Consider the following 25,766-nt stretch of genomic DNA (forward strand, 5'->3'; position numbering starts at 1 on the left):
ATTGACAGGGTAAGAAAGATGGAAATCTATTTAGTCTTTGTTGACGCAATTCAAAACAGCAATAAATTCTGGGCGGCCATTGTCGAAGATGGTAACTTAACAGTGCAGTGGGGCAGAGTCGGTTATCAAGCGCAAACCAAAGTTCACACATTAGGCAATCATCAAAGAGCAGTTAGCAAATTCAACAATCTAGTAGCAGAAAAGAAATCCAAAGGCTACAGCGAAAGCCAGCCAGAGATTGATGCTAGACGTAGCGTTGCAGACATTAGACGAGCTATTCAATTATTGAATATTATCCGTCCTTGTATTGCTAATAGAATTTTTCACGATGGCTATATTAACGCCCTAAATGAATATCTGAAAATAGTACCAACACCTTTAGGGATGCAAATTGATTACCACAGAGTTTACCGCACAGTAGAAGATATTGACTATCAGCGAGAGTTACTCAACTCTCTGTTAGCGACATCTGCACCAATTGTTGCTGCGGTAGCTGTTGGTCATGCCCCTGAAGCACCAGAACCCAAGGTAGTCAGTCTCAAGACTATCAGTAAGAACTTCTGGCGACATTTGTAATTTGAGAAGCGTCACTTTGCAAGAGATGCTAAAAAGCTAAACTTCATTTTGAAATATTCTTTGGGGAAATTATGGAAATCAAGACTATTGCTGTAACTTACACACGTAAGTTCAATTTAGGCGACTACGAATCTTTAGAGTTAAGTTGCTCCTTATGGGGACAAATTGACCCCGCAGAAGAAGATGCACAAGGGACGACACAATTTCTATTTCAACAAGCAAAGGATTCAGTTAAGGAAGCTGCAATCCCAGTAATTAAAGCTTCTAGTCATCAAATGAATAAAGCCAAAGCGTACAAGCACTCTGCAACAAATCAATTTTACGATCTTGATAATTTCTAATAACTGAAATTCACATTTTAAATTCAAAAACACTTTAGTCAAGCATTAATACTGCTTGGCTATTTTTTTCACCCAGCGCTTTGCTTCCTACAAACCACAACAGGAAAGACATTATGCCTAAAAAAGCTAACCCAGTCCCAAAAGACCATTCCCAGTTATGCCTTCAGTATCTCCGCCGTTGCGGTGGCAGCGCTCGATTATGCACTATAAATTTTAGTCTGGGGGTGATTCAAACGTTAGTTAATCGCAATCTGGTAAAAGTGACAAATACAGGTGCAGGATTTTTTGTGGAGTTAGACGAAGCAAAATGAAGACCCATAAAGTAACTCATCAATCATCTTTGCCTTCAAACACTCGTAATAAATTAGTTCTTCGTCGGACTCGAAAAAGATTTAACCCCAAAGTATTCATAGACCGCACGATAGAAACAACTGCAATTGTCTCTCTGCTCTTAACTGGCTTTTCAGGAGTAGGGGCAATGGCTTGCTGGGGGCTGGAGATTATCGAGACAAATACTAATCCCAACATAATCATCTCTGGTTGGGAGTACCAGAAAAACAGAAGTCTTGGAGCTATATTGGTCTGTTTTTCCACCTTCTTGGGCAGTTCTTTGGTCGGAGCAAGCCTCAGTATTCAACGAGATAAATTTTAGGGAGGGAAACAATAATGGAAATCAGATTAACCACATCAGAGATTCGGACTATATTGCAGGGTTGTCAATATACGTTGCAAATAGTTGGAAGCAGTAAGGATTATCGCAAGCTTCAGTCATCCGAGTACTTTTCTACATCAAATGATGTGGTGCTAAATGATGCGTTCAATGTTTTGGGAGAAATAGTGAATGCAATTGATCAGGTGGAGCAATTTAATCAACAAGGAGAATCTGGACATGGAACAGGAAATTAAAAATGCGGTTGGCTTGGGCAGTCCTGAACTCGTGATAGAGTCGAAACCAAAACCAACAGTAACGATTTACGATTTTGGCGCTTTGTTATCAAAGCACGAACCACCCAAAAAGCAAAGATGAATACAAAGCAATTGATTCTTAAATCTGCCATTGGAGTTTTCGCATTTTTCAGTATTTTGAGTGGCTGTGTTATGGTTTTCTGCAAAATTCAAAAAAATGAATTTTCTTTCTCATAGAGGCGCGGAATCAGTCAGGGCAAGGGATTGAGCAGACCATGAGACAGTTATTTTAACGGGATTACTAGGGTTTTGAGGCTCATCGAAATCATCCGCGTGTCCCAAAGCCTTGATGCTACCGTGTTTGAGGTCGAGCAGAGTCTCATGGTCTGCTTGCTTTTTACCGAAGGCACAATTTTTGTGCCTTCGGTATCGCTGCATCAAAACGCATCGAATGAAAAATTTTATAAGTAATTGCATTATGTCAAACAAACACTTATTAAAGGTGAAACGGATTCATCCTAAAGAATTTAAATTGAAGCACGGATTATCGGTGTCCGAGATTCATGAACTAAGCGATTATCCACCAGAAACTCTTAAGCACTGGTTAGCTGACGAGTATAGTACTCGTTACCAACAACCAAAAGAATCTGTCTTAAATCATTTTGGTTTACTAGATTTATATTTAAGTGCTTCTTAAATCAAAAAAGGTCACACAGACACTACCCGCTTCGACGTGGGTTTTTTATTATAAAAGAGCAAGGTCAATAGATAGTCAATAGTTGTTTGTCATGGACATCAATATTGATACAGATATTGACAGTGACGTTGATACAGAGATTGACACAGAGATTGACACAGATATTGACTATCTTTTTGAGACTATTGACACGGATTTGACTAAGTTCATGAAGTCACAATGGAGAGAACAACTTTTTCATCAAAAACCAAGCCAATCGGGAGTCAATTTCTTGCTTTTACCGATGTCAAAAGCCAAAGCAACTAAAATTTTAGGCATCTGCCCCCGTACATTAGAACGGTGGACAGAAGTAGCTCAACTTGTTCCAGAGTATAGATTAATACTCTTAAGAATGAAAGCTTTTGCTCAAGAAAAGAGACTACGTGCGCCATTAATGACAACGTATCAAGTATGGGTAGTAGGAAAGATTGGCGAATTGTTTTCTGACATTGTTCAAGGCATTGATAAAAAGCCCCTTGTTGAGGCCATTATTGAAGCTAACAAAGGTGAATATACTCGCAGCAACTTTGAACAAGAACAACTTAGATTCACATCATACGGTTTAGGAGAAATACATCATGTCGAATAGCATATTCACCCGTGCAGAATTATTTGAATTATTGAGTGCTAGCTACAGCCCAGAGCAAATTATTGCTGGGTTAGAACAACTGGCTCAGTCAGATCCAACAGTTGATCCGAACGCTCAAGAATTTCCCGTAGATATTAGCGATCGCTTAGAAAAGTTGTTCAATCTAGCGCAAGCAACCCTCGACAAATCGAAGCTGTTAGCAGGTAGTGGCAATTTGGCGAATATACAGACTCATGCAATAGATATGGCCACTGAACAATTACATCTTGCTGGAGTCAGCCGGGAAACGTTTAAAGCATTCTTGGACATTGTGGCAGGTAAGACTGTTGCTCAAGCGCTGGCAGTTCATGAGTTTGAGCAAGAATTGTTCGATGAAATCACGAGTGAACTTGATGCTCGTTCATTACAACGACGCACAGAGCAAGGTTTTGATGAAATAGCGTTTATTTATCAGTTGGCCAAGAATCCCGAAATCAGGCAACAAATTACCCAAGAGTACGGGTTAAAGACTGGGGATGAGATTAAGCAACAAGTTCAAACCCTCACTACTGCTGCAACTGTTGGTTTTGACCCGAAAGCATTTTTAGACGAATTAGGAGTGCCAACATCAGAAAAAAAGTCTACACGACCTGCGACAATTCAGGATCTGAAAAATTTGACACGCTCTTTGTTGAGCGAGAAATTCCAATCTCCAGCTTAAAATGGCGCAAGTTTTTCGAGCAGAATCTTTTTGGATTATCAGTGATTTTTTTCCTAGTTTGCATTGGGCTGTCTGTTTACGTTCGTGTTATTAATGCACCACCACCCCAGACAACACAAACTATCGACGGCCTCCAACAGTAAAATATTCCGGTTGAGTGGCAATGAAATACCAGAAGCAAGCGATGTTGGGATTATTGGGCATGGGGTTAATCGCAAGTCCTTGGTTATCGCAACTGCCAGCCCAATTTAAGACTTACAACAGTGGCATCACGATTCGAGAGTCAGAAGAACTTGAACGCATTAAAGCCGAGCAAAGGGCAGAAACCGCCGACAAAATTAATTCTCTTGGAGTTACGCCCTCATTCAGTAAGTTACGAATTAGGAACTATTTAGACTCGAAAAAACGTAACCCTAGACCTGAGACTACAGGTTATTTAGAAGATGAAACAGTTTTTGTGTATGACTCAACTGGTTTATGTGTTGGACGCATTGAACAGAGGCAATGGAAATGGAAATATCGATTCAAAAATGCTTGTAAGAATTCGCCACTACTTAAAGATTCTCGTGATTGACCGAGAAGATTGGAGATTGAAGATCGCAGATTGGAGATTGAATGTTTTTGGTACAAGCCCAGCAGGAAAGTGGGCGGAATAAATCTCAAATCAGAGAAGCTGCATCTCTTGTAAGTACAGTCAATTCTCTTATCTACAATCGGCAATCTACAATTGTTCGACCTATGAAATATCTCACTCCAAACAAATCTAATTCACAACCAAAACCAGAATCATCACCACAAAAAGAGCCAAAAAAAGGAGGGAGTGACTACCTAGAATTATTAGCTCGGTGGATTGTGGCATTAATCTCACTGCCAGTCATCTTTATTTCACATATCATTGCCCAATTCGTTACCCCAGGCACACCAGGATATAAGCTCGTTGGTGCGGTTGGTTTTTGGATTGGCACACTGCTTTCTACTGATAGTATTTGGCAGGTTTTATTTCAAGGAAAACCGATTTTTCCCTGGTTTGAAACTGAATGGATTGGTTGGATTGGTTGGCTACGTGCGAATCGTTGGCTAGAAACTAAAAACTCGTAAGGGTTTTGGAGGATTAGCCGCAAGGTACAAAACCTTGACAACTGAATGACCATGTAGGTGAGAGTCACTATCCTAGAACCCTCAAATCCTACCCCGTAGGTGCAACGGTGAAAGCATCGCCCCCAGGTTTGAGAATAGTCATCAAAGCCTGAAGCGGGGTGAAAAGGTGTTATTACTGATAGCCTAAATCGGTAAGCATCGAGCAAAAGTACCCATGAGTAAAGCCTCGGCTTAAAGATACGTCTGAATCGTCGTCACCGATAACCAGCGAAATAAGGCTTAATGCGCTGGAGCCAAAAGGCACAGGATAAGGAGTTGGCAAATGTATCCTTGACCAACAAGCACTTCCAATAAACCCGGCGAATAGTATCACTCTAAAGGTACACACTATGGTCATTCGGAACGAGATAACCTCTCGCTTGCTCTCAGGTGGTCAAATCCCTGAGTAGGTGCTAACCGTATGCAGCGAGTAGGAAAGATTAAGTCAGAAGCGAATGTCTGGGGTAATGCCCAGAATATGCAAACAGACTTACGGTGATTTGGATGATAAAGTCCCAAGTAGTGAGTAAATATGTCTAATACACAGTCTAAAAAGCTGATGGTGGAATGGCACTCTATTAACTGGCGCAAGCTAGAGCGTAAAGTGTATAAGCTCCAAAAGAGAATTTATCAAGCCTCAAAACGTGGTGATGTAAAAGCATATCGCAGACTCCAAAAGACGTTGATGAAGTCTTGGTCAGCAAGAGCTATTGCGGTTCGTAGAGTAACCCAGGATAATCAGGGGAAAAAGACGGCTGGTGTAGATGGCGTTAAGTCGCTGACTCCAAAGCAACGTCTAGAGCTTACTGGAAATTTAAACCTGGGTACAAAGGTCAGCCCAACTAGGCGGGTATGGATTCCCAAGCCCGGAACTCTAGAGATGCGACCTTTGGGTATACCTACAATAAAAGACCGAGCCTTGCAAGCACTTGTCAAACTGGCATTAGAGCCAGAATGGGAAGCGCGATTTGAACCTAACTCATACGGGTTCAGACCTGGACGCTCATGCCACGATGCGGTAGAAGCAATATTTAAGGCAATTAGTCAGAAGCCAAAATTCGTACTAGATGCCGATATTGCCAAATGTTTTGACCGCATCGACCAGGAAATACTGCTAACAAAACTAAATACATCCCCCACCACTCGCCGACAAGTCCGGGCTTGGTTGAAAGCGGGGGTGATGGACTCAAAGCAGTTGTTTCCAACATCTGAGGGTACGCCACAGGGCGGGGTCATTTCTCCGCTATTGGCAAATATTGCCCTCCACGGGATGGAAGAACGGATTAAACAATTTGCTGAAACCCTAGATAGAAAAAAAATCAACGGACAGCAACAAAGCAAACAGAGCAAACGAAGCTCCTTAAATCTAATCCGTTATGCCGATGACTTCGTGATTCTCCACGAAAATCTAACTGTTGTTCAAAGATGTAAAGAGATTATCTCGGAATGGTTAAAAGGCATGGGATTGGAATTAAAGCCCAGCAAAACGAGACTTGCTCACACCCTCAACCAGTATGAGCAAGAGAAACCAGGGTTTGACTTCCTTGGTTTTACGATACAACAATTTCCACAAGGGAAATATCACTCGAAGCACGGGTTTAAAACAATCATCACCCCAAGCAAGCAGAAGCAAAAGGTACATTACGACCAAATCGCTAGTGTTATTGAAGCCCATAAGTCAGCACCACAAGCGGCGCTAATCAACAACTTAAACCCTGTTATTAGGGGATGGGCAAACTACTATGCGACTGTAGTAAGTAAGGAAACTTACTCAGATATCGACCACCTCATGTACCAAAAGTTAAGCACTTGGGCGAAACGCCGCCACCCCGAAAAGAATGGGGGATGGGTGTCAAAAAGATATTGGCATTCCATAGGCGGTAATAACTGGGTATTCGCAACCAAGAAGGAAGGGTTAACCCCACTTCGGCTACTAAACCATAGCGACACTCCAATAGTGCGCCATGTGAAGGTGAAAGGCGAATCGTCACCATACGACGGAAACCTGGTCTATTGGAGTTCGAGAATGGGTAAAAACCCCGAAATGCCTAAAAGAGTGGCAACACTCTTGAAAAAGCAAAAAGGCAAATGCACCCACTGCGATTTGTTCTTCCGTGAAAACGATGTGTTAGAAGTTGACCATAAAATCCCAAAATCGCAAGGTGGCAAGGATTCATACGATAATTATCAACTTTTACATAGACACTGCCACGACATAAAGACTGCCAGCAATGGTAGTACAGGTACAAAATCCGGCTGTAACAGTGCCGAGCCGAAACCCACCAGAAAGCTTGAGAAAGCTGAGGATAATGGGTGATGAGGTATGCATGACAAGCACCAAATCACTGAGGAGCCGTGTGAGGGGAAACCTTCAAGCACGGTTTTGAAGACCAACGGGGTTGGTGACAATCTCGTTGAGTTTAATAATTACCGTTCAATGCGTTGTTTTGGATTAGTTTCGGTATCTCTGCACTTGTTCAAGTTATGGAAGCTCGGACGTTGCGTGGTAAAGAACCACAACAGGCCAAGAACGAGTTTGAGGAATCAAAACAATACACACTCGGCAGTAAACCGACTGGAAACATCGATTTGACCGTGGCATTGTGGGGTGATTATAAAGCTGCTGGCATGAAAGAACGTCATACAGGTGGAGCGATCGCACTATTTTTCTGGGTTTTGGATCTGACTACTACCTTCGTTGGTCGTAATCCCTTCCGCTACACTAATCCAGGTTTAATCCTGGCTTGTTTTGCTTACAACGTAGCCTCAATGATGGCAGGCGAGATTGGTTACAACATTTGGAAAATAACTAAGTAAGAGGAATTCACATGCAGCAACAAATGCCAATGCTAGGAACCAAAGAAACGGCACTTTTACGTGACGATTACCCCAGCATTGAGTATTTGGAAGCTGGGAATACCGCCTCTTGGTTACAAGAGCGTCAAGATCAATTATTAGTCCGCGCCAGGGACGAACGTAACGGTATGAATCTTGCTAAGTTCATTACTTTAGCGACGGCGGCGACTGGTGCTGTTTGTTATGCCACTTCCCCACTTGCTCCAATCGGTGCAGTCGTAGCTGGTGTTGGTTATCTGTGGTCAATTGTTCAGGATTTAAACGATACTCATCAATTTGCACCGATTCCCTTTATCCGTGGCGACTTCTTTACTTTCCTTTCGGCAATGGGTGATAGCGTCGCTAGAGTTGAATATTTTGCTAACCAAAATGAAATTGCTGACTTGATGCTGCATCTGGAGCCAATGTCTAAGTATGAGTTTGCCATGCTCAAGCAATCATCTCATGTGGTGTGTGAATACTTGAGCGCCGTTGAGCCAGGAAAAAAATTTTACGCTTACCGTTGGTTACTTGATTGGTTTATTCAGCTACGTGGGCAGTTTCCCACCCGTGAGCAATTGTCTGGGCATTTAGCGCAAGTGACAATTGACCCACGAGTTAACTACCAACAAGTAACAGTTATTCAAGAGGCGATACAACCGCAAAATCTTGGTATCCCACAAGCTCGATTTGCTCAATTACCAAATCATGCTGTGGGAGCAAGGTTTGAAGAGGAAACGGGGCACAGTGCTGGGAGCTACGAGGAAATTTCCCCCATGCCCTCTGCTAAGGTGCAAAGTGCTTCTTTCCCTCCAGTCAATACCGATATCTCCACCTACACCACTAAACCCCAAGCGCACTATGACCTAATTGGGCATATTGCTAAGAAAGTTACCAATATGCTGTGGGTTGGTGTCCCTGGTTCTGGCAAAGGCATCACCATTAGCAATGCAATCGATGCTATTAAGCGGCTACATCCTGGCATACACATCTTTTATATTGACCCCAAAGGTGACGAGAAAGAAACTGGATATTTCTTAGGTCGTGTTGATACTTTTAAACGGGCTAAAATCCTAGAAATGTCGCCAGTCGAAGCAGTCAAGTGGGTCAAAGAATGTTTTACCGAGTTCCAGAAAATCTCCGGCCCAAAGCTCATCATTTTAGATGAAGGCACGGCTGTTTGTTCCAAATTTAAAAATACCAAGGGTGAAATTGGCTGGCTCAAAGACAAAATAATCTCTTACTGTTCTTGCGGTGATAGTTCCGGTTGGCATTTCTGGATTGTCGTACAAAACCCTCATACTGATGACTTGGGCATTTCTGGCGGACTGCGATCCCAGTTAACGTCTGTGGCGTTAGTTCATCCTGATAATGTCCCAGCTTACAATGCCATGATTGCCACTCAACTCATCCCCAGCGATCGCAAAATTACCTCAACCCAAGTAATGGAGATTGCTGCACAATCACCAGTCGGTCGAGCAGTTTATTACGGCGGCATCAATGAATGGATACCAATGCCTCTGTTAAAGAATTTCTCTGGTTATGACCGGGATACCAAACAGTTTGTTAATTCTGCACCCAGCGATCAACATTCTTCTCATGTCGAAACTAATTCATCAATTGATACACCAAAAACTCAAGCTCAACAGATGTTGGCACTTTTGGAGAAAACGAAAGCTAACTCAATTGATGAGTTTATTCAAAATGAATTGAAATTAGACGGAGTTCCACCAGATTTAATCCGTTTAGGAATCGAAAGATTGCTTCAGGATTCTCCAATTAAGTACAAATTCGACGGCGCAAATAGCAACCATAACTAAACTCAGTAAACCTATGCAAGACAACAATCAAAGCGACTCCTCTTCAAAAGTCTCAAGCCCTTTAGAAAAATTAACGACGAGTGTTGTTAACTTTATTAACAGTCTCTCTCAAAACTTTAAACTATCAGAACGCGAACTACTAGTTCAACAACAGTGGCTACATAATATGCAGACCAGTAAATTCCTCAAGGAACAACAGGATTTCATCAATGAAGCTAATCAACAGATGCCTATACTATTAACTTCCAAGTCAAGATTGATAATTCTCGAAGCAATACTTGTCACTCGTGCCAAAAATGGGCAACCTATAGATGATTTATTGACGGCAATCGAAATAGTCAGAAAGAACATTATTGAGATAGATATTCAGCCCACTCTCAATTTAGAAAAGGAGCAAAAAACTCAACCTCAGAAAACCAAAGATACCCTAATTACACATCGTCATCAATACGAGTTACCTATTCTGAGCGAAGTTGGTGATTTAATCACTGATGCCCGAAACCTTATATTAATTGTCCCCTTAATTTCGGCTCTATTTGTTTTGATTTTGCCTTTTACTAACCCAAGAATTTGCGATTCTTGGGAGAATGCTACTGGTACTTATGAAAACAAAAGTTTGTTTTGTCAATTTTTAAATGATTTGAATCGTTTTTTTCAAGACTATCAGAAGCTCCAATGAATCTTCTAGCTTTGGCAATTGCTGCTGGAGCTTAAGCAACCTAATTGAGTAAGAGCTAAATGTGACTTTTTTGAATTCAATATGCAAAATGCAAAATGCAAAATGCAAAATTGAAGAGATAATTTTTAATTAATAATTTTCAATTGGAGCAAAACGACATGGCATGGGCTAAATCAATTTCCTTAGACGTTGCTAACAAGCTTTTTGACGTAATTGAAGTTTCTTTTGAGCAGAACGAGTTAGAGGGCGGTTACATCGCCAAACATCAAAATAAGACTTTGAGAAGACCAACGTTAACCGCTTGCTGTATGGCTGTTTTAACTGACTGGATAACAATTAAGGAGAATTGAATTTATGTCTGATTTATCAATTTTTGTGTTTGAGTCTCAAGAAGTTCGCTTCGTTGGCACACTAGAAAAACCAGAATGGATTGCTGCGGATGTGTGTACAATTCTGGAAATCAAAAATGTCAGTGATGCGTTAGCTAATTTTGATGGAGATGAGAGGGGTATAGCTAATATCTATACCCCTGGTGATGACAACCCTCAAGGACAAGAAATGCTGACTGTGACTGAGCCTGGGCAATACCCGTCTGATTTTCAAGTCGCGTAAACCTGCTGCAAAACGATTCCAACGGTGGGTATTCCATCAAGTCCTCCCATCCCTGCGGCGCACTGGCAAGTATGAGATGCCCAAGCCAAACCAGCAGCAAAATACTAAACCCAGTCTTGATGAACTCGTGAACTTTGGGCAAAAGATTCTGTCTGGCACTCGTCTAAGTGCAGAACTCCAAACCATCACCATTCTTCGAGGTGTACAAGCAATATGCCCTGAAATAGCTCCGATGGCCAAGGAATTGGTCGGAGCAATTCAAGAAATCGTTGCGACTCCCAATCGGCATTTGTCTCCAACCGCAATCGGTGAATTATATGCCGAACGCAACGGGCTACCCAAGCCCATAAAACCCCAAATAGTTAACCATATTTTAGAATTTGCTGGTTTACAGACTAAGGAGGTTCAAATCAAGACTGACACCAATGGTAAACAAAGTCACAAAAATATTTGGCATCTAACCGAAAAAGGTAAGCTGTGGGGGTAACACGAGATAAAGCTCGGACTCACGACAAGATTGTGGAACACGTTCGCTGGTTGCCAGATGTTCTTGAAGTAATTGATTTGCGCGTAGAGGAGAATTGAAAGTATTTGATGAGAACGATTGGCGATCGCGTTTATGCTAAAAAAAAGCGATCGTACAATTTCTATTCTAGACAGCTAGGGAATAAAAAATACACGAGTTACCTACCGCATTAGTTTGTATGAAAATTTCAACTTATAGCCTCAGTTCATTAGTTAAACAAACTGCTCAAGTTGGCATTGTGTTTTTAGTAATGCTGTTGCTAACTGCTGGTCGTCCGCCTGCATTCGTAGTAAATTTAACTGCTTGTTCAAGTATTGTATTTGTTGCCTATAGTGAGGCACGTAGGCAAGCGTTGGGAAAGAATTAATCTTCAAAACATATCCATTTGCCCTGTCAACTATGTTAGTCAACTCAATAGAAAAACGAGTTCAGGAATTAAATGAAAATTTAGAATTATCCCTAGATGAGGTTTTTTATACTGTCTGCCAAGAGTATAATCTGAATGCTGTGGCCATCGAAGAAGCCTTGGGGTGTAAATGTCCGTTTGCGCTGATTGGTTTTATCACCACATTAAAGTCAGCAGATTCAGGAATTTATACACAGTACAAATACTAAAATGTCAACCGATAAATTTCAGCAAGAGGCTCAATCAACTTTAGATATACCCTATCAATTAAAATTAACACGAAGCACTATTGGATTAATTGCAAATAATGGGACTTTACAGATTATGTGGGAGAAGGATCTACTAACAGGAGAAATTCAGTTTTATATGAAAGAGGATGAGAAAGTTTATATTGGCAAGGGGCTTTCTTGCCGTGAAGCTTTTGCTAAAAAGCAGGAAATATTATAAGTAAATCTAGTAAAAAATTGACCCGTTTTTTAGTATGCTCTTCTCCAAAAGCCACTACTCAGATAACATTAGGCATTGTCATTGCCGCTATTAACTGGTATGTCGAAATGCAACACGTCTTCGCGATCACCCAACTTTGTATAAAGTTTAATAGCTGGATCGTCACCGATATCCGCCTGGACGAAAATGACATCAGCTCCACATGCTGCTGCTACTTCTTTCAGCTTCTGAATTAATGCCGTTGCGATCCCCTGTCGTCGGTGTGCGGCGGCAACAGCTAAATCGTAGATGTAAATCTCGCTGCGCTCCTGCTCGAACTTTTTAAGCTCGTAGGCAGTAATATCATGTCCGGCTAATCGCTTACGATAAAAGTAGTGAGTGCAAAGATGAGTAATGCCGAAACGAATTAGTGTAGCCATACACCTAAGTATTGAAGAGTTAGAAAAACTTTACCGTCAAGCCAAAGATGGGATAGAAAGCCGTCAGTATCAGATTATTTGGTTATTAGCACAAGGAAAAAAAACGGAAGAAGTGGAGGCAATAACAGGCTACAGTAGAACATGGATGTACGCATTGGTAAAAAGATACAACGAGTTAGGAGTGCAAGGATTAGGCGATCGCAGACAGTTAAACCAAGGTACACAGCCGTTACTAGATGATATCCAACAAGCACAGTTATGGCAGGCGTTACAAGAAAAAGCACCGGACGGAGGATTATGGAATGGTAGGAAGGTGGCAAATTGGTTAAGTGAAGTTAGCGGAACAAAGATAAGCAGGCAGAGGGGATGGGAGATATTGCGGCAGATGACTTTTAGACTCAGAGTTCCTCGCCCATCTCACACAAAAAGTGATTATTTTGAGCAAGAAGCCTGGAAAAAAAACTCGCCACAGAAGTAGAACAAATCCAAACTACCTATCCAGATGCAGAAGTTCAATTGTGGTGTGAGGATGAGCAGACGCTCGAAGACTCGCTACCGCTTCGCTAACGTTTAGGACTCAAACCAGTTTTGCGACGAGTTTATGTACCGGAAGGGGAAACACCAATAGCAGATGTGAATTGGCGGTTTAAATGGTTATGGTTGTATGCTTTTGTACATCCTCATACCGGAGAAACTTATTGGTGGATTCTTCCTTACGTCAACACAGAATTGTTTAATCAGGTTTTGGCTGATTTTGCTTGTGAATTTGGCTTGGGCGCGAATAAACACATTCTTTTAGCTGTTGACCGCGCTGGGTGGCATACCAGCAAAAATTTAGAGATTCCTGAAGGACTACACTTAACATTTTTGCCATCTCATTCACCGGAATTACAACCCGCAGAAAGGTTGTGGACTGTCATTGATGAACCAATTGCGAATCAATCTTTTGAGACACTCAATGATTTAGAGGATGTCCTATATCATCGCTGTCAATCTTTACTCCAGCAGCAAGATTTAATTCGCGGGCTAACTGGTTTTCATTGGTGGATTCAAATTGGAGTTTAATCGTAACTAATTACCCGGACATGATATGAGACCGCCAACGACCTCACCTTTTTTCAATGCGGCGATCGCAATGAAGTAGTCACTATCGAGCAGTTGCCGCAGGTAGTCTGCACCCTTGCGGATTTCTATATGTCTCCACCTCATCGAACGCCTCACCAAAGGTCGCTAATAGAGCTTCCATTAATGCAACGTCCTCCGGCACAATCTGTTGAATGCTTAAGTTCATTGGTATTTCCTAGAGCTACATTCTTGTTGAGCAGCTAAATAATCCCAATAGGAAATAAAGACAGTTTAAGCGTAAGCTAAAAATAAAAGACTTGGGTGTTATGTCAATTCCAGGGATTTCTGAAGCAATAATACGCCATAACTCCAACGCTTCATCATACAGTCGTGGTGAAGAATATTATCGCAGGGGAGCGATCGCCGATCTAAAAAAACGAGGTAATCTGATTCAGGCAGAGATAGAGGGTAGCGAAATTACACCATATCAAGTCAGTATTCGTTTTGATGCAGGTGGAATTACCTCAGCAAGTTGTACTTGTCCTTATGATTATGATGGTTGGTGCAAACATATCGTTGCCACCTTATTAAGCTGTTCGCGTCAATCAGAGATCGTTGAAGAACGCCCAACGCTAGAACAATTATTAAATCGCCTCGATCTTCTTCAAACTCAGCGATTATTACAAGAACTGGTGGAAAATAGACCAGAACTAATTGATGATATTGATCAGTTTGTAAGTTTGATAGACTTGCCAAAACCGAAAACCAAACAGTCTTCTAGCCGTCAAAGCAAAATTGACACATCACCTTTTCGCTCTCATGTCTTGCGGATTTTGCGGGATGGATTGAAAGAATTAGAGTATGGTTCAGAAGAAGACCCATTCACAGATGATTTGCTGGCTGTAATTGAGAAAGCGCGGGAGTTGGCAGAAAATGGAGATGGAAATAATGCGATCGCAATTCTCGAAACTATCACCTCAACTTATGCCCAAGAATGGAACGAGTTGCTAGATTATGGTGGAGACAGTTATTCCATTGCAGAACCTCTTGATAGCGCTTGGACAGAAGCAATTTTGTGTGCAGAAATGTCTACAGGAGAAATAGTAGATTTGCAGGTGATGTTGGAATCATGGCAAGACGAAATCAGTGCAGACTTTAGTATGAGCTTAGAAGCATTGCGTCAAGGTTGGGATTACGAACCACTCCAACAGATTATGCAAGGGGATGATAGCGCAGAACTTTGGGAAAATGGACGACCAAGCTTTGCTGATGATTTAGCATTTATTCGCTTGCAAATCCTTGAACGTCAAAATCGTTACACAGAGTATTTAAATCTAGCTTTAGCAGAAGAAATGACTCTGCAATACCTGACGCAATTAGCAGCTTTAGGAAGAGTAGAAGAGGCCATGTCTGCGGCTAAAATCCTGATGGAAAGAGCAGAAGAGGGTTTTGCTCTAGCAAAAATATTGCGAGAAGATGGATATTTGGTTGAAGCGTTAGAAATATGTATTGCTGGTATAAATTTAACGGGTAACTGTTTATATGAATTTGCTACTTGGACAAGTGACTTAGCCCAAGGATTAGAGGATAATGCTACTGCGTTAACTGCTAGCATTATTGCTTTTAAAATCAGACCATCGTTTCGAGACTATGGTAAGATTCAAGACTATGCAGGAGAAGCTTGGTTGAGTGTCAAACAAGATTTACTTCAAACCCTGCGAGAACAGCCAGATTGGGGAATACGAGAAGCTCAGGTTGATATTTTCCTTCATGAAGGATTAATTGATGATGCAATTAAAACAGTAGAAAGAGATATTTACTATGCTTCAGAATTGGTTCATCGAGTCATGGATGCGGCAGTTTTCCATCATCCTGATTGGGTAATTGATAATGCTAAGAGACGCGCAGAACCAATTATGGAGCAAGGAAAAGCTGACCGTTATGACGCTGCGGTTAATTGGCTCAAAAAAGTAAAAACAGCTTATTTTCAACTCGGACAACAAGCTCAATGGTCTGCTTATCGTTCACAATTAGAAGCCGCTCATGGACGGAAACGTAAATTAATGGAATTATTTAAACAACTAAATAAATAATATGATTAATTTGACAAGTAACACCACAAAACTGCAAACAAAACTTCTTGAGAAGAAATACTTCGAGCTACACCCTTCCTTACAAAAGATTATCCAGTTATTTTCGGTAATTTATGCACCGATAGACAAAAATTCATTCATAAGTTGTCTTAGTAAAACGGGTGCTTTAGATGAAAATAATAAACCTTGGAGTACTAAAACCCTCAGTCCCCAAATTGATAAATTGTTAAAAGCAGGCTTGTTAGTGCAAGAAGGCAGACAAGGTGCTGAATGTCACCCCTTACTTACAGAAATTGCTACTCGTCATGCTATAAAAACTGAACAGTTTGAAATCCTTGTTACAGCAGTTCAAGAAAAGCTACCTATACGTACTCATTGGAACGATGATTCTCGTCGAATATTCCATAGTTTACGCCAGTGTATCAGAGAAATTCGTATAGGTTTTTATCGCCAAGATCCTAATTTTATTAATCAGCAAATTGAATATTACGAGAAGTATGGTGATAGCGAAGAAAAAATAGTAATACAAAATATCTTTGAGCAGATATGCAATAACCCATTTGATGCAGATTGGTTGAGTACCTTACCACAAGGATTATATGAAAGTAGCATATCTAGCATCCTCCTAAATTCAGCATTAAAATTGTCTGCATCTGAAGATGCCTTTACACTCTTAGAAGAAGAATGTTCTTCAACTGGAAAACATTGCTCAGATTATCTGCACTTGATTTTGACAGAAGAAATGTTGCTTCGAGGTTGTACCGAAGAAGCACAAGAAAGTCTGGAGCGGATATCGGATGAATATCAAGATAACGCCGCCGTCTTTTGGGGCTGGTTAAGTTTTCTACGGGGTGAGAATGAGCAAGCAATTACTTATTATACAGATGCCCTGAAAAAGCTGAAAAAAGCGACAGGCAAACGCCAAATATATTTCGATACAATGGGGGGCTTATTTTTTATCCTCGCACTGTTAAAAGACGGTTCAGTGCAACGCCTCAAAGAAGCAGAAGAGTACACCAGTTTGATGTCTCGTCAAGGAGATCATTGGCTTAGGTTTATTTATGGCAGACTGAAAATGGTGCTGCAAGTACACCAGGGTGATATTACTCAAAAACAATTTGTACTTAGCGCCCATATCTCTTCAGTGGAAGAAGAAAATAGCTTACAAACATTGTTTTGTTCCCTATGCCTTTATTGGATGGATGCTGAGGGTGCGAAAAAACGCTTACCTAATTTATTAGAGCCATTATATCGGCGATCGCTTGCCTCCGGTTATCACTGGTTGGCAATGGAAACCGCAGAACTCCTATCCCGGCTTAAACCTAGTAGTAAGTATCAAAAAGAAGCAGAAGCACTGCGAGAAGATAGCGGTATTCATTCCGTCGTAGACCTAATTCGACCCCAAGAAGCTTGGGAAATGTGCCTCAATGCCCTAGCAAATCTCCAAAAACAACCACAAACATCCCTAAAACCAGAATCCGAACTGCGTTTAGCATGGTTCATTACCTTCTATCCCAGCAGATGTGTCTTGCAACCAAAGGAACAGAAAGTTAATGCTAAAGGGGAGTGGAGTAAAGGTCGCCCCATAGCCCTCAAACGTTTGAGCAGTGGATTAGCTGAGTTTGATTACATCACGCCTCAAGATATGCGGGTATGTAGTTGTATTGAGATATATAGTGAGGGCTATTATGGCAAAGTTGATTATACCTTCGGTGAAAAAGCCATCTCTGCTTTAATTGGACACCCGTTGGTTTTTTGGGAAGATACACCTAATATTCGTGTAGAAATTGTCAAGGGAGAACCAGAACTACTGGTTAAAAAAGAGAAACTTGGTCGTCTCACCTTGGAATTTTCTCCCAAATTACTAGAATCACAAAATATTCTGCATATCAAAGAAACCCCAACCCGCATCAAAGTTATTGAAATTACAACAGAACACAGACGCATCGCGGAGATTATAGGTAAGGATAATAAATTAAACGTACCTGCCTTCGCCGAGAAGCAAGTTTTGGCAGCTATTAATGCTGTTTCTGGCATCGTCACCGTACATTCTGACATTGGTGGCGGTTCAGAAGGTGCAGAAGAAGTACCCGCCCAGACTCTACCCCATATTCACCTTTTACCTGCCAATGCCGGCTTGAAAATCACCCTGTTGTCGCGCCCCTTTGCCCAAGGTGGCCCTTACTTCCGTCCTGGTACAGGTGGTGAAACTGTCATTGCTGAGATTGACGGTAAACGTCTCCAAACCAGACGAAATCTATCCCAAGAAAAGCAACTTGCCGCCGACACTGTAGCCGCCTGTCCCACCTTGGCTCAAAGTGAAGAACAAGATGGTGAATGGGTAATAGTTGAACCAGAAGAATGTTTAGAACTGCTGCTAGAACTGCAAGCGCTGGGAAATAAAGTAGTCATGGCATGGCCAGAAGGAGAAAAGCTGCGTGTTAGCCACAATGCCGACCTGAAAGACTTTAATTTATCAATTCAACGTCAGCAAGACTGGTTTGCAGCCACTGGGGAGTTGAAATTGAATAATGACCTTGTGTTGGATATGCAGCAACTCCTGGAACTATTAGAAAAAACCCCCAGCCGTTTTATCCCCCTTGGTGATGGTCAATTCTTGGCTTTAACTCAAGCTTTTCGGAAACGCCTTGACGAATTGCGGATGTTTTCGGAAAAGCATAATAAAGGTATTCGTTTTCACCCCTTAGCAACATTAGGGTTAGAGGATTTTGTCGATGAAGTAGGTAAGGTAAAAGCAGATAAACACTGGAAAATACATAGAGAACGTCTTCTTGAGGTGCAGAACCTCCAGCCAGAACTGCCATCTACGCTTCAAGCAGAACTACGTGACTACCAGATGGAGGGTTTTTGTTGGCTGGCGCGTCTGGCACATTGGGGTGTAGGAGCTTGTTTGGCAGACCAAATGGGACTCGGTAAGACCTTGCAGGCATTGGCGGTCATTCTCAGAAATGCCCATGAAGGGCCAACCCTAATTATTGCCCCAACTTCTGTGTGCATGAATTGGTTAAGTGAAGCGCAAAAGTTTGCCCCAACCCTAAACATTATTCAATTTTCTGGTGCTAACCGCCAAAAATTATTGGATGGGTTACAACCTTTGGATATGTTGATATGCAGTTATGGTTTATTGCAGCAAGAAGAAGTAGCGCAAATGCTTTCTGGTGTACAGTGGCAAACTATTGTCCTGGATGAAGCCCAGGCAATTAAAAATATGACTACTAAACGTTCTCAGGCAGCCATGAGCCTAAAATCTAATTTTAAGTTGCTGACTACTGGGACTCCCATTGAGAATCACCTGGGTGAGTTGTGGAATTTATTCCGTTTTATCAATCCTGGGTTATTGGGTTCATTTGAAAGCTTCAATCAACGCTTTGCCATCCCCATTGAAAAATATCAGGATAAACTTGCACGCAATAAACTCAAAAAACTTATTCAACCATTTCTATTGCGCCGCACAAAAAATCAGGTACTAGAAGAGTTGCCATCTCGTACCGAAATTCTCCTTCATGTAGAGTTAAGTCGAGAGGAAAAGGCATTTTATGAGGCATTGCGCCGTCAAGCAATATCTAAACTTACCGAAAGTGATGCCGAAGCGGGAAAGAAACATTTGCAAGTTTTGGCTGAGATTATGAAATTACGTCGCGCTTGCTGTAATCCTAGCTTGGTTATGCCTTCATCTGAATTACCCAGTTCCAAGTTGCAACTTTTTGGTGAGGTGCTGGGTGAACTGCTGGAAAATCGTCATAAGGCGTTAGTGTTTAGTCAATTTGTTGACCATTTGCACATCATCCGCGATTACCTCGAACAGCAAGGTATTAGTTATCAATATCTAGATGGTAGTACTTCCGTGGCAGAGCGCAAAAAACGGGTAGATGCCTTCCAAGCTGGTTCAGGAGATGTCTTTCTGATTAGTCTCAAGGCGGGAGGTACAGGACTCAATCTAACTGCGGCTGATTATGTCATCCATACAGACCCTTGGTGGAATCCCGCAGTGGAAGACCAAGCTTCAGACCGCGCCCATCGCATTGGGCAACAACGCCCTGTTACCATTTATCGTCTAGTTGCAAAAGATACTATTGAAGAAAAGATTGTGCAATTGCATCACCAAAAGCGAGATTTAGCAGATAGTCTCTTAGAAGGTACTGATATGAGTGGCAAGATATCAACGGAAGCCTTGTTACAGTTAATTAGTGAAGGATAAGCTGTCCCTCTGACATAATTTTAGATTTTTGATTTCCTGATTGCACAAGTTCAAGACCAACTCAACTCTAATCAACTATGCCCAAGACTTGGAACTTAAAAGTAGACAACTATTTTCAAGCGAACCCCAATTGCATCATCGCCACAGCCCATGTAGATACATTCCCCACAGACCTACCCCTAGAACCAAATATCAGGGAACCAAACCGCAAAAGCGCGACATACAGGCAAATCTTCGACTCAGTGACGACTCAGCCTGAAAAATTTTTCTCGCGTCACAGTGGAATAACCCTGTGTGTAAATAAAATTAAGCCCAATAAAAACAAAACTGAACTTGAACTCGAAGTCTTAGAAGCTAGTGAGGGTGGAAGCGATGGAATTATAAATGGCGGTCATACAGTTTTAGCATTTGAGCAAGCGAAAACTTACAAATATGACCTAACCCAAGCTAGAGTCAAAGTCACCATCCACATTGGATTGGTGGAAGATGAAGCAAAAGATATCGCCCTTGCAAGCAATACGACAACGCCAGTAGATTCGCGTTCTAAAGTCAATGCCAGGGGAGATTACAAATTCATCAAGCAGTATTTAGCGCAGTTAGAAATCGAAGAAGATAGGAAATTCCGCATTGCTTATTACCAAAATCAAAGCGGCGCTCCCAGAAATGCCCAGTGCAATGTGAATCATTTGCTGAAGTTGATTAACTGCCTCGACAGAAATAGATACAATCCCGACAGCAATAAACGAACCAAGCACCCAGCAGGTATGAGTATCCCCTCTCAAATCAGCGATACTGAAAGGGAAAGATTAACTGCCTTGCTACCTCTCTTGACTCATGCCTTGTGGATAGAGCAAAGACTCTACGAACTAATCCAAGAACATATCAGCAACCCCAGAAGAAAAGGTGTAAACGACTTAGCATCAATAGACACACGTAAAAATACATTATTACCTGATAGTAAATACTCATTTGGGTTTGGTGCGCCAACAGATTTGGCACTACCGATAATTGCATCCTATCGGGTGTTTTTGGATCAAGATTATAAATGGATTCTGCCGTTTAACGAATTCTCTGAAGACTTTTTGCAACACGTGTGGACGAACTATTTCCGCAAATACTTAATATCGGAGAAAACAGCAGGGAATACAGTCGGTACGAAAATCAGCCGCAACCAAGAAATTTGGGAAAGTCTGTACATTTCCGCGCAAAGCTATTTGAATCAGCACTTGGTGAAAATGGTTAACTCCGGGAAGAAGCGGGAAAAATTGACGCTGACATCGGGTTAAAGGAGTAGGCTGGACAGAAATGAAGAAGAATTCAGAGATCTCTGTCCTAGTTTCGCCAAATGTCGGAGAGAACTAAAATAGTTATTAATACAAATATACTATTGAGGGAGGCTTATGACAGAGCAGGGCAGCATTTACAACCACAATAGCAAACAATCAACAGCCAGCACTCAATCACGCCAGATAGCCGAAAAGTTTGCCAGCGCGATTGGTGAATTCAACTGGAAAGTTGATTACTTTAAGTTTTGTGAGCTTTTAGAATTAGAGCCTGGGGAATATCCAGACGAGCAATATCAGTATTTTCAGCAGTTAGCAGAATCGCTCACAAGATTCAACCCTGAGTCTTTAGCCAAAATGATTGATGCGGGAATGGAAAAGTAAAGACATAGCTTATGCTCTGACGGTTAGGATGAACATACTGGTGATCATCCTGCTATATCTTTCCCACTCAAGTAGTTCATAGCTCTAGGTTTCCTCTTGCCTATAGGGACTAATTTCGATTGCTTAGGTGCTTGTGGGGGACGACATATTTCACAATAGAGCGGTCGCACACCAAAAGTTTCTCTTTGGGTGGGCTGTTCGCACTGCTTACATACGAAGTTGAAAACGCGAGTGTGAATTTCTCGTTTGTGCGCTCTGACGGTGTATTCTCGGACATCAATTGTTTTACTGGGCATTGACTGATTACTGTTGGGGACTTACTTCTTTAATATAGTTTTTCGTCTTAGTTCTACAAGATCCGTGCATCATCTGACGAAAGTAATTCTACTTAATCAATTAAGTACTCTTGCATGTCGCTTTGTCGATGGCGGAGAATACTTATCGCCTTGACCTGGATTTGACGAATCCGCTCTCGGCTGAGGTTTAGCTGTTGGCCAATCTGAGCTAGATTGAAATGCTGATCGTTCTCTAGCCCAAAGTTTAAAGTTAACACTTGACGCTGTATAGGTGTCAATGGTTCTAAGAATTTAGCTACATCTTGCGATAGAAGTTCTTGGCTAAGGAGTTTTTCTGGTGAAGCGGCATCGCTGGCTAAAATTTCGCCCAATTCTGTCTCTTTTTCATCTCCCACTTGTTTATTTAAAGAAATGGCTGTGCGAGAAGCAGTGAGATATTCTCGAAGCTTATCTGTGCTTATGTTTAATGCTGATGCAATTTCAGATGCAGTGGCATGACGACCGAGTTTTTGAAAGCTTTCTCGCTGTACTTTTTTAATTTTGGTAAGTATTTCAGTGAGATGAACAGGCAATCTAATAGTGCGCGATTGTTCTGCTATGGCGCGTGTAATCTCTTGACGAATCCACCAATAAGCGTAAGTCGATAGCTTATAGCCCCGGTTGGGATCAAACTTTTCTATACCCCGTTGTAAACCAATTGCTCCTTCTTGGATCAAATCTAAAAATTCCAAATTGCGGTTCTGGTATTTCTTGGCAACAGAAACTACTAGTCGCAGGTTAGCTGTCACCATGTTTTGTTTAGCCTTTTGACCAAGTTGTAGTGCTGCTCGGATTTGTGCTTCGGTTTTTTCAACAGCGTTGGCTAATTCTGTCATTGTTGGTTCGCGGTCTAGCTGTTGAGTGAGTTCATTTTTAGATTGCTCAATGACAATCATTTCTTGTACCTGTCTACCATAAGCGATTTCTTCCTCTGGCTTTAATAAAGGATACTGACCAATTTCTTGCAAATAGATGCGAACCATGTCGGAACTCAGGCTGGACATACAAACTTTTCGACTTTTTTAAACCAGGGGATTTAAAAGTATAAATCAAATGGGTGCGACTCTTTTAGGAAGACGATAAACTACATTCGTCTTACATAGTTCTAATCTGCTCTATATCTAATTTTCTATTCTCTAGGCTAAATACGTAAAATTAAGCGGTCGCAGACAAATCAAACCTAAAAACAGGCTTTTAGCGTGTAATATGATGCTACAATAAAGTTATGTTTCTATTTTTTAAATTTGAACGGAGGTCTTTTGAGACTGTTTAAAGCCTGTAATTACTGCTCCACAATAACTTTAGGCTTTATGGACAGACAAAAAGCGTCTTTTCAAAAGAGCCGCACCCAAATCAAATAGCTCAATAAAGTTTTCTATTTTGAAGAACCAAAACATATCAGCAATACAGTCCTGCCTGAAGTAACCTCTGCTTTAACCTTGTGTACCTCTGTTGGTCATCAGTAGAGCGCACCGCCAGAGAGATCGCTTTTTTTGCGCCAACCACGATCGCTAACTTCTTGGCACGAGTTATACCAGTGTAAAACAGGTTCCGGGTCAACATCATATAGTGCTGCATATAGATTGGCAAAATCACCACCGGATATTCTGACCCCTGGCTTTTATGAATCGAAATGCTCCAGGCAAGGGCAATTTCATTCAGGTCAGCGTAATCGTAAACCACAGTCCGCTCACCATACAGTATTGTAACTTCCTGCTCGACAGTATCAATGGCTTGGATTATTCCCAAGTCGCCGTTGAAGACTTCGCGGTTGTAGTCGTTGGTTAGCTGGATGATGCGATCGCCCTCGCGTAATAAATTTCCACCTCTGTTAATCTCCATCTTGTTGGGGCTGGGTGGATTAATCAACTGCTGCAACACAGTATTTAGGTTGCGAGTCCCAACTACACCCCGCGTCATCGGGCAAAGTACTTGGACATCAGTAGCAGGATTAAAACCTAGGCGAGGGAGCAAGTCTGTAATCAACTCGCAGATCGCTTGCACTCCATGTTCTGGCTGATGACCTCCGCCATGCCAAATACAGTCGGATATGGGACTATCAGATATCGGTTCAATCGTGGGATAAATTCCTCGATTAATTTGGTGAGCAGCAGTGATAATTGCACTTGTTTGAGCTTGACGGAATACCTGGGTCAACCGTACTACGGGAACTCGCCCAGAATTAATCAAATCAGCAAGTATTTGACCTGGCCCTACAGATGGTAGCTGGTCTATGTCACCCACCAACAATAGTAGAGCGCCAGCTAATACTGCTTTAACTAAGGAGTAAGCCAGAAACAAATCAAGCATCGAAGCTTCGTCAGCGATAATTGCTGTGTGGGGCAAAGGATTTTCGCTATCACGCTTGAAACCCCTTGAGCGCGGGTCAAATTCTAACAACCGATGAATAGTTTTAGCTTCCAGCCCAGTCATTTCACCCAAACGTTGAGCAGCGCGTCCAGTGGGTGCAGCTAGGGCTATGGATTTACCCATTGCTTTCCAAAGTGAGACAATGGTGTGGGTGGTGAAAGTTTTTCCAACGCCAGGGCCACCAGTAAGGATCATGATTTTGGAATAGGCTGCTGTTTCTACAGCTTGGCGTTGCTGTTCTGAAAGCTGAATTTTACGGCTAGCGGTGAAGCGGTCTATCCAATCACGCACGCGCTCAATGTCAGTACCAACAGGCTTTTCTAAGCGTTGGCGGATCAGTTGAGCTAAATTCTGTTCAGTATGAAAGTAAGTCGGTTTGTAGCAAAGTAGGGTTTTATCCTCATCCCACTCTCTAATCAGTTCATCTGTTAGAGCCATGTCTTTGATGATTTGTGCGATTGCTTCTTCTGTGGGCTGATGAGATTCGGTAGTCAGTAGTTTTATTACCGACTCAATCAATTCGCTTTGTGGCAGGTAACAGTGGCCATCTTCGGCAGCTTCACTTAGGCAATGGATAATCCCTGCACGGTAACGAAATTCTGAGTCAGGCGCAATTCCGATATTTCTCGCAATCTTGTCAGCAGTTAGAAAGCCAATACCGTAGATGTCGGCTGCTAGCTGGTAGGGGTTTTTGGTAACAGTGGCAATTGCTTCATCCTTATATTGCTTGTAAATTTTGACTGCATATGTTGTTGAAACACCGTGCCCTTGCAAAAATACCATTACTTCTTTTATGGCTTTCTGTGTCTCCCAGGCATTTTTAATTAACTTAATCCGCTTTTTGGCAATGCCTTGAACTTCAATGAGCCGGTCAATTTGGTTTTCGATAATATCCAGGGTTTCTAAACCAAAGTGGGCAACAATGCGTCTTGCTGTGACTGGGCCAACACCTTTGATCAGTCCACTGCCCAAATATTTCTCAATTCCGGTGAGAGTGGCTGGTTTGGTTTCTTTGTAGTTGACTACTTGGAACTGGGGGCCAAATTGTGGATGGTCACGCCAGAACCCAGTTAGCTGTAAAGTCTGCCCTGGCTGGATGTTAGCAAAGCTGCCAACAATTGTTGTCAGTTCGTTGCTACGGGGACGAGTCAGCCTTGCCACTGTGTAACCCGATTCAGCAGAGTAAAAAGTTAGGCGTTCTACGACTCCGGTGATTGTTTCGTGTTGAGGAAAGGCGCTTACTTGTTGAGGGGAAAGATTAGGGGGAGTGGACATTGCTTATCATCAG

General features: G+C 41.9%; 29 protein-coding genes and 2 pseudogenes. 25 read left to right on the top strand and 6 right to left on the bottom strand.

What is annotated here, in order from left to right; genetic code table 11:
- Positions 1–18: 18 nt before the first annotated feature.
- The 5 genes from ACWATR_RS33100 (at position 19) to ACWATR_RS33120 (ending at position 1,823) form a co-directional block, all read left to right on the top strand.
- Entirely contained in the window at positions 19–576 is a 558-nt protein-coding gene (locus ACWATR_RS33100; RefSeq protein ID WP_460342377.1) for a WGR domain-containing protein, read from the top strand.
- Positions 577–647: 71 nt separating this feature from the next.
- Positions 648–917, top strand: a complete 270-nt coding sequence (locus ACWATR_RS33105) for a hypothetical protein (protein WP_460342379.1) — start codon at positions 648–650, stop codon at positions 915–917.
- A gap of 113 nt (positions 918–1,030) precedes the next feature.
- A complete protein-coding gene (locus tag ACWATR_RS33110; protein ID WP_292753872.1) occupies positions 1,031–1,228 on the top strand; it encodes a hypothetical protein in 198 nt (65 codons plus the stop codon).
- Positions 1,225–1,569: a hypothetical protein gene (locus ACWATR_RS33115; RefSeq protein ID WP_460342383.1), complete on the top strand. Its 345-nt coding sequence runs from the start codon at positions 1,225–1,227 to the stop codon at positions 1,567–1,569. Before ACWATR_RS33110 ends, ACWATR_RS33115 begins: the two co-directional genes overlap by 4 nt.
- Before the next feature lie 14 nt (positions 1,570–1,583).
- Positions 1,584–1,823 (top strand): hypothetical protein, encoded by a 240-nt coding sequence (locus ACWATR_RS33120; RefSeq protein ID WP_460342386.1) that lies wholly within the window; start codon positions 1,584–1,586, stop codon positions 1,821–1,823.
- A gap of 231 nt (positions 1,824–2,054) precedes the next feature.
- Here ACWATR_RS33120 and ACWATR_RS33125 read toward each other — a convergent pair whose 3' ends face one another.
- Entirely contained in the window at positions 2,055–2,261 is a 207-nt protein-coding gene (locus tag ACWATR_RS33125; protein ID WP_460342389.1) for a hypothetical protein, read from the bottom strand.
- 40 nt (positions 2,262–2,301) lie between these two features.
- Here ACWATR_RS33125 and ACWATR_RS33130 point away from each other — a divergent pair, with 40 nt between their 5' ends.
- The 15 genes from ACWATR_RS33130 (at position 2,302) to ACWATR_RS33200 (ending at position 12,310) form a co-directional block, all read left to right on the top strand.
- Positions 2,302–2,520 (top strand): hypothetical protein, encoded by a 219-nt coding sequence (locus ACWATR_RS33130; protein ID WP_460342392.1) that lies wholly within the window; start codon positions 2,302–2,304, stop codon positions 2,518–2,520.
- A gap of 91 nt (positions 2,521–2,611) precedes the next feature.
- A complete protein-coding gene (locus ACWATR_RS33135) occupies positions 2,612–3,148 on the top strand; it encodes a hypothetical protein (protein WP_412982947.1) in 537 nt (178 codons plus the stop codon).
- Positions 3,138–3,848 (top strand): hypothetical protein, encoded by a 711-nt coding sequence (locus ACWATR_RS33140; RefSeq protein WP_460342395.1) that lies wholly within the window; start codon positions 3,138–3,140, stop codon positions 3,846–3,848. Before ACWATR_RS33135 ends, ACWATR_RS33140 begins: the two co-directional genes overlap by 11 nt.
- A gap of 163 nt (positions 3,849–4,011) precedes the next feature.
- Positions 4,012–4,422, top strand: coding sequence for a hypothetical protein (locus ACWATR_RS33145; RefSeq protein ID WP_460342398.1), 411 nt, complete (start codon positions 4,012–4,014; stop codon positions 4,420–4,422).
- A gap of 41 nt (positions 4,423–4,463) precedes the next feature.
- Complete coding sequence (locus ACWATR_RS33150) at positions 4,464–4,946, top strand: hypothetical protein (RefSeq protein ID WP_460342401.1); 483 nt, start codon at positions 4,464–4,466, stop codon at positions 4,944–4,946.
- Between the two features lie 571 nt (positions 4,947–5,517).
- Positions 5,518–7,302 (top strand): group II intron reverse transcriptase/maturase, encoded by a 1,785-nt coding sequence (gene ltrA, locus ACWATR_RS33155; protein ID WP_460342404.1) that lies wholly within the window; start codon positions 5,518–5,520, stop codon positions 7,300–7,302.
- Positions 7,303–7,469: 167 nt separating this feature from the next.
- Positions 7,470–7,802, top strand: coding sequence for a hypothetical protein (locus ACWATR_RS33160; RefSeq protein WP_460342407.1), 333 nt, complete (start codon positions 7,470–7,472; stop codon positions 7,800–7,802).
- A gap of 11 nt (positions 7,803–7,813) precedes the next feature.
- Positions 7,814–9,640 carry a hypothetical protein gene (locus tag ACWATR_RS33165; protein ID WP_460342410.1) on the top strand — a complete coding sequence of 609 codons (1,827 nt, stop codon included), beginning with the start codon at positions 7,814–7,816 and terminating at the stop codon, positions 9,638–9,640.
- A 13-nt stretch (positions 9,641–9,653) separates the two neighbouring features.
- Positions 9,654–10,319, top strand: coding sequence for a hypothetical protein (locus ACWATR_RS33170; protein ID WP_460342413.1), 666 nt, complete (start codon positions 9,654–9,656; stop codon positions 10,317–10,319).
- A gap of 158 nt (positions 10,320–10,477) precedes the next feature.
- Positions 10,478–10,669, top strand: a complete 192-nt coding sequence (locus ACWATR_RS33175; RefSeq protein ID WP_460342416.1) for a hypothetical protein — start codon at positions 10,478–10,480, stop codon at positions 10,667–10,669.
- A gap of 4 nt (positions 10,670–10,673) precedes the next feature.
- On the top strand, positions 10,674–10,931 hold the full coding sequence (locus ACWATR_RS33180; RefSeq protein ID WP_460342419.1) for a BRO-N domain-containing protein: 258 nt from the start codon (positions 10,674–10,676) through the stop codon (positions 10,929–10,931).
- Positions 10,932–11,007: 76 nt separating this feature from the next.
- The gene (locus tag ACWATR_RS33185) at positions 11,008–11,418 is read left to right on the top strand and encodes a hypothetical protein (protein ID WP_460342422.1); all 411 of its coding nucleotides are present in this window, start codon (positions 11,008–11,010) and stop codon (positions 11,416–11,418) included.
- Positions 11,419–11,635: 217 nt separating this feature from the next.
- Entirely contained in the window at positions 11,636–11,824 is a 189-nt protein-coding gene (locus tag ACWATR_RS33190) for a hypothetical protein (RefSeq protein ID WP_460342425.1), read from the top strand.
- Positions 11,825–11,856: 32 nt separating this feature from the next.
- On the top strand, positions 11,857–12,072 hold the full coding sequence (locus ACWATR_RS33195) for a hypothetical protein (RefSeq protein WP_460342428.1): 216 nt from the start codon (positions 11,857–11,859) through the stop codon (positions 12,070–12,072).
- Position 12,073: 1 nt separating this feature from the next.
- Complete coding sequence (locus tag ACWATR_RS33200) at positions 12,074–12,310, top strand: hypothetical protein (protein ID WP_435025879.1); 237 nt, start codon at positions 12,074–12,076, stop codon at positions 12,308–12,310.
- Between the two features lie 68 nt (positions 12,311–12,378).
- Here ACWATR_RS33200 and ACWATR_RS33205 read toward each other — a convergent pair.
- Positions 12,379–12,651 (bottom strand): annotated as a pseudogene (locus tag ACWATR_RS33205) (GNAT family N-acetyltransferase); the annotation flags it as partial.
- Between the two features lie 52 nt (positions 12,652–12,703).
- Between ACWATR_RS33205 and ACWATR_RS33210 the strand changes: the two are divergent.
- Positions 12,704–13,794 (top strand): annotated as a pseudogene (locus ACWATR_RS33210) (IS630 family transposase).
- 6 nt (positions 13,795–13,800) lie between these two features.
- Here ACWATR_RS33210 and ACWATR_RS33215 read toward each other — a convergent pair.
- Complete coding sequence (locus ACWATR_RS33215; protein ID WP_460342432.1) at positions 13,801–13,938, bottom strand: hypothetical protein; 138 nt, start codon at positions 13,936–13,938, stop codon at positions 13,801–13,803.
- Between the two features lie 182 nt (positions 13,939–14,120).
- On the opposite strand from ACWATR_RS33215, the gene ACWATR_RS33220 reads away from it, so the two are divergent.
- From ACWATR_RS33220 to ACWATR_RS33235, 4 genes are all read left to right on the top strand, one after another.
- Positions 14,121–15,887 (top strand): SWIM zinc finger family protein, encoded by a 1,767-nt coding sequence (locus ACWATR_RS33220; protein ID WP_460342435.1) that lies wholly within the window; start codon positions 14,121–14,123, stop codon positions 15,885–15,887.
- 1 nt (position 15,888) lies between these two features.
- A complete protein-coding gene (locus ACWATR_RS33225) occupies positions 15,889–20,106 on the top strand; it encodes a DEAD/DEAH box helicase (protein ID WP_460342438.1) in 4,218 nt (1,405 codons plus the stop codon).
- Positions 20,107–20,183: 77 nt separating this feature from the next.
- Positions 20,184–21,392: an AIPR family protein gene (locus ACWATR_RS33230; protein ID WP_460342441.1), complete on the top strand. Its 1,209-nt coding sequence runs from the start codon at positions 20,184–20,186 to the stop codon at positions 21,390–21,392.
- A 114-nt stretch (positions 21,393–21,506) separates the two neighbouring features.
- Positions 21,507–21,773 carry a hypothetical protein gene (locus ACWATR_RS33235; protein WP_460342444.1) on the top strand — a complete coding sequence of 89 codons (267 nt, stop codon included), beginning with the start codon at positions 21,507–21,509 and terminating at the stop codon, positions 21,771–21,773.
- A gap of 44 nt (positions 21,774–21,817) precedes the next feature.
- Here the strand turns inward: ACWATR_RS33235 and ACWATR_RS33240 are convergent, their stop codons facing one another.
- The 3 genes from ACWATR_RS33240 to recD2 all read right to left on the bottom strand — a co-directional run bounded on the left by ACWATR_RS33240 (position 21,818) and on the right by recD2 (position 25,753).
- On the bottom strand, positions 21,818–22,069 hold the full coding sequence (locus ACWATR_RS33240; protein WP_460342447.1) for a hypothetical protein: 252 nt from the start codon (positions 22,067–22,069) through the stop codon (positions 21,818–21,820).
- Between the two features lie 92 nt (positions 22,070–22,161).
- Positions 22,162–23,112 (bottom strand): RpoD/SigA family RNA polymerase sigma factor, encoded by a 951-nt coding sequence (locus ACWATR_RS33245; protein ID WP_460342450.1) that lies wholly within the window; start codon positions 23,110–23,112, stop codon positions 22,162–22,164.
- Between the two features lie 394 nt (positions 23,113–23,506).
- On the bottom strand, positions 23,507–25,753 hold the full coding sequence (recD2, locus tag ACWATR_RS33250) for an SF1B family DNA helicase RecD2 (RefSeq protein WP_460342453.1): 2,247 nt from the start codon (positions 25,751–25,753) through the stop codon (positions 23,507–23,509).
- Between the last annotated feature and the right edge of the window lie 13 nt (positions 25,754–25,766).

This window comes from Nostoc sp. UIC 10890, from assembly GCF_054786515.1.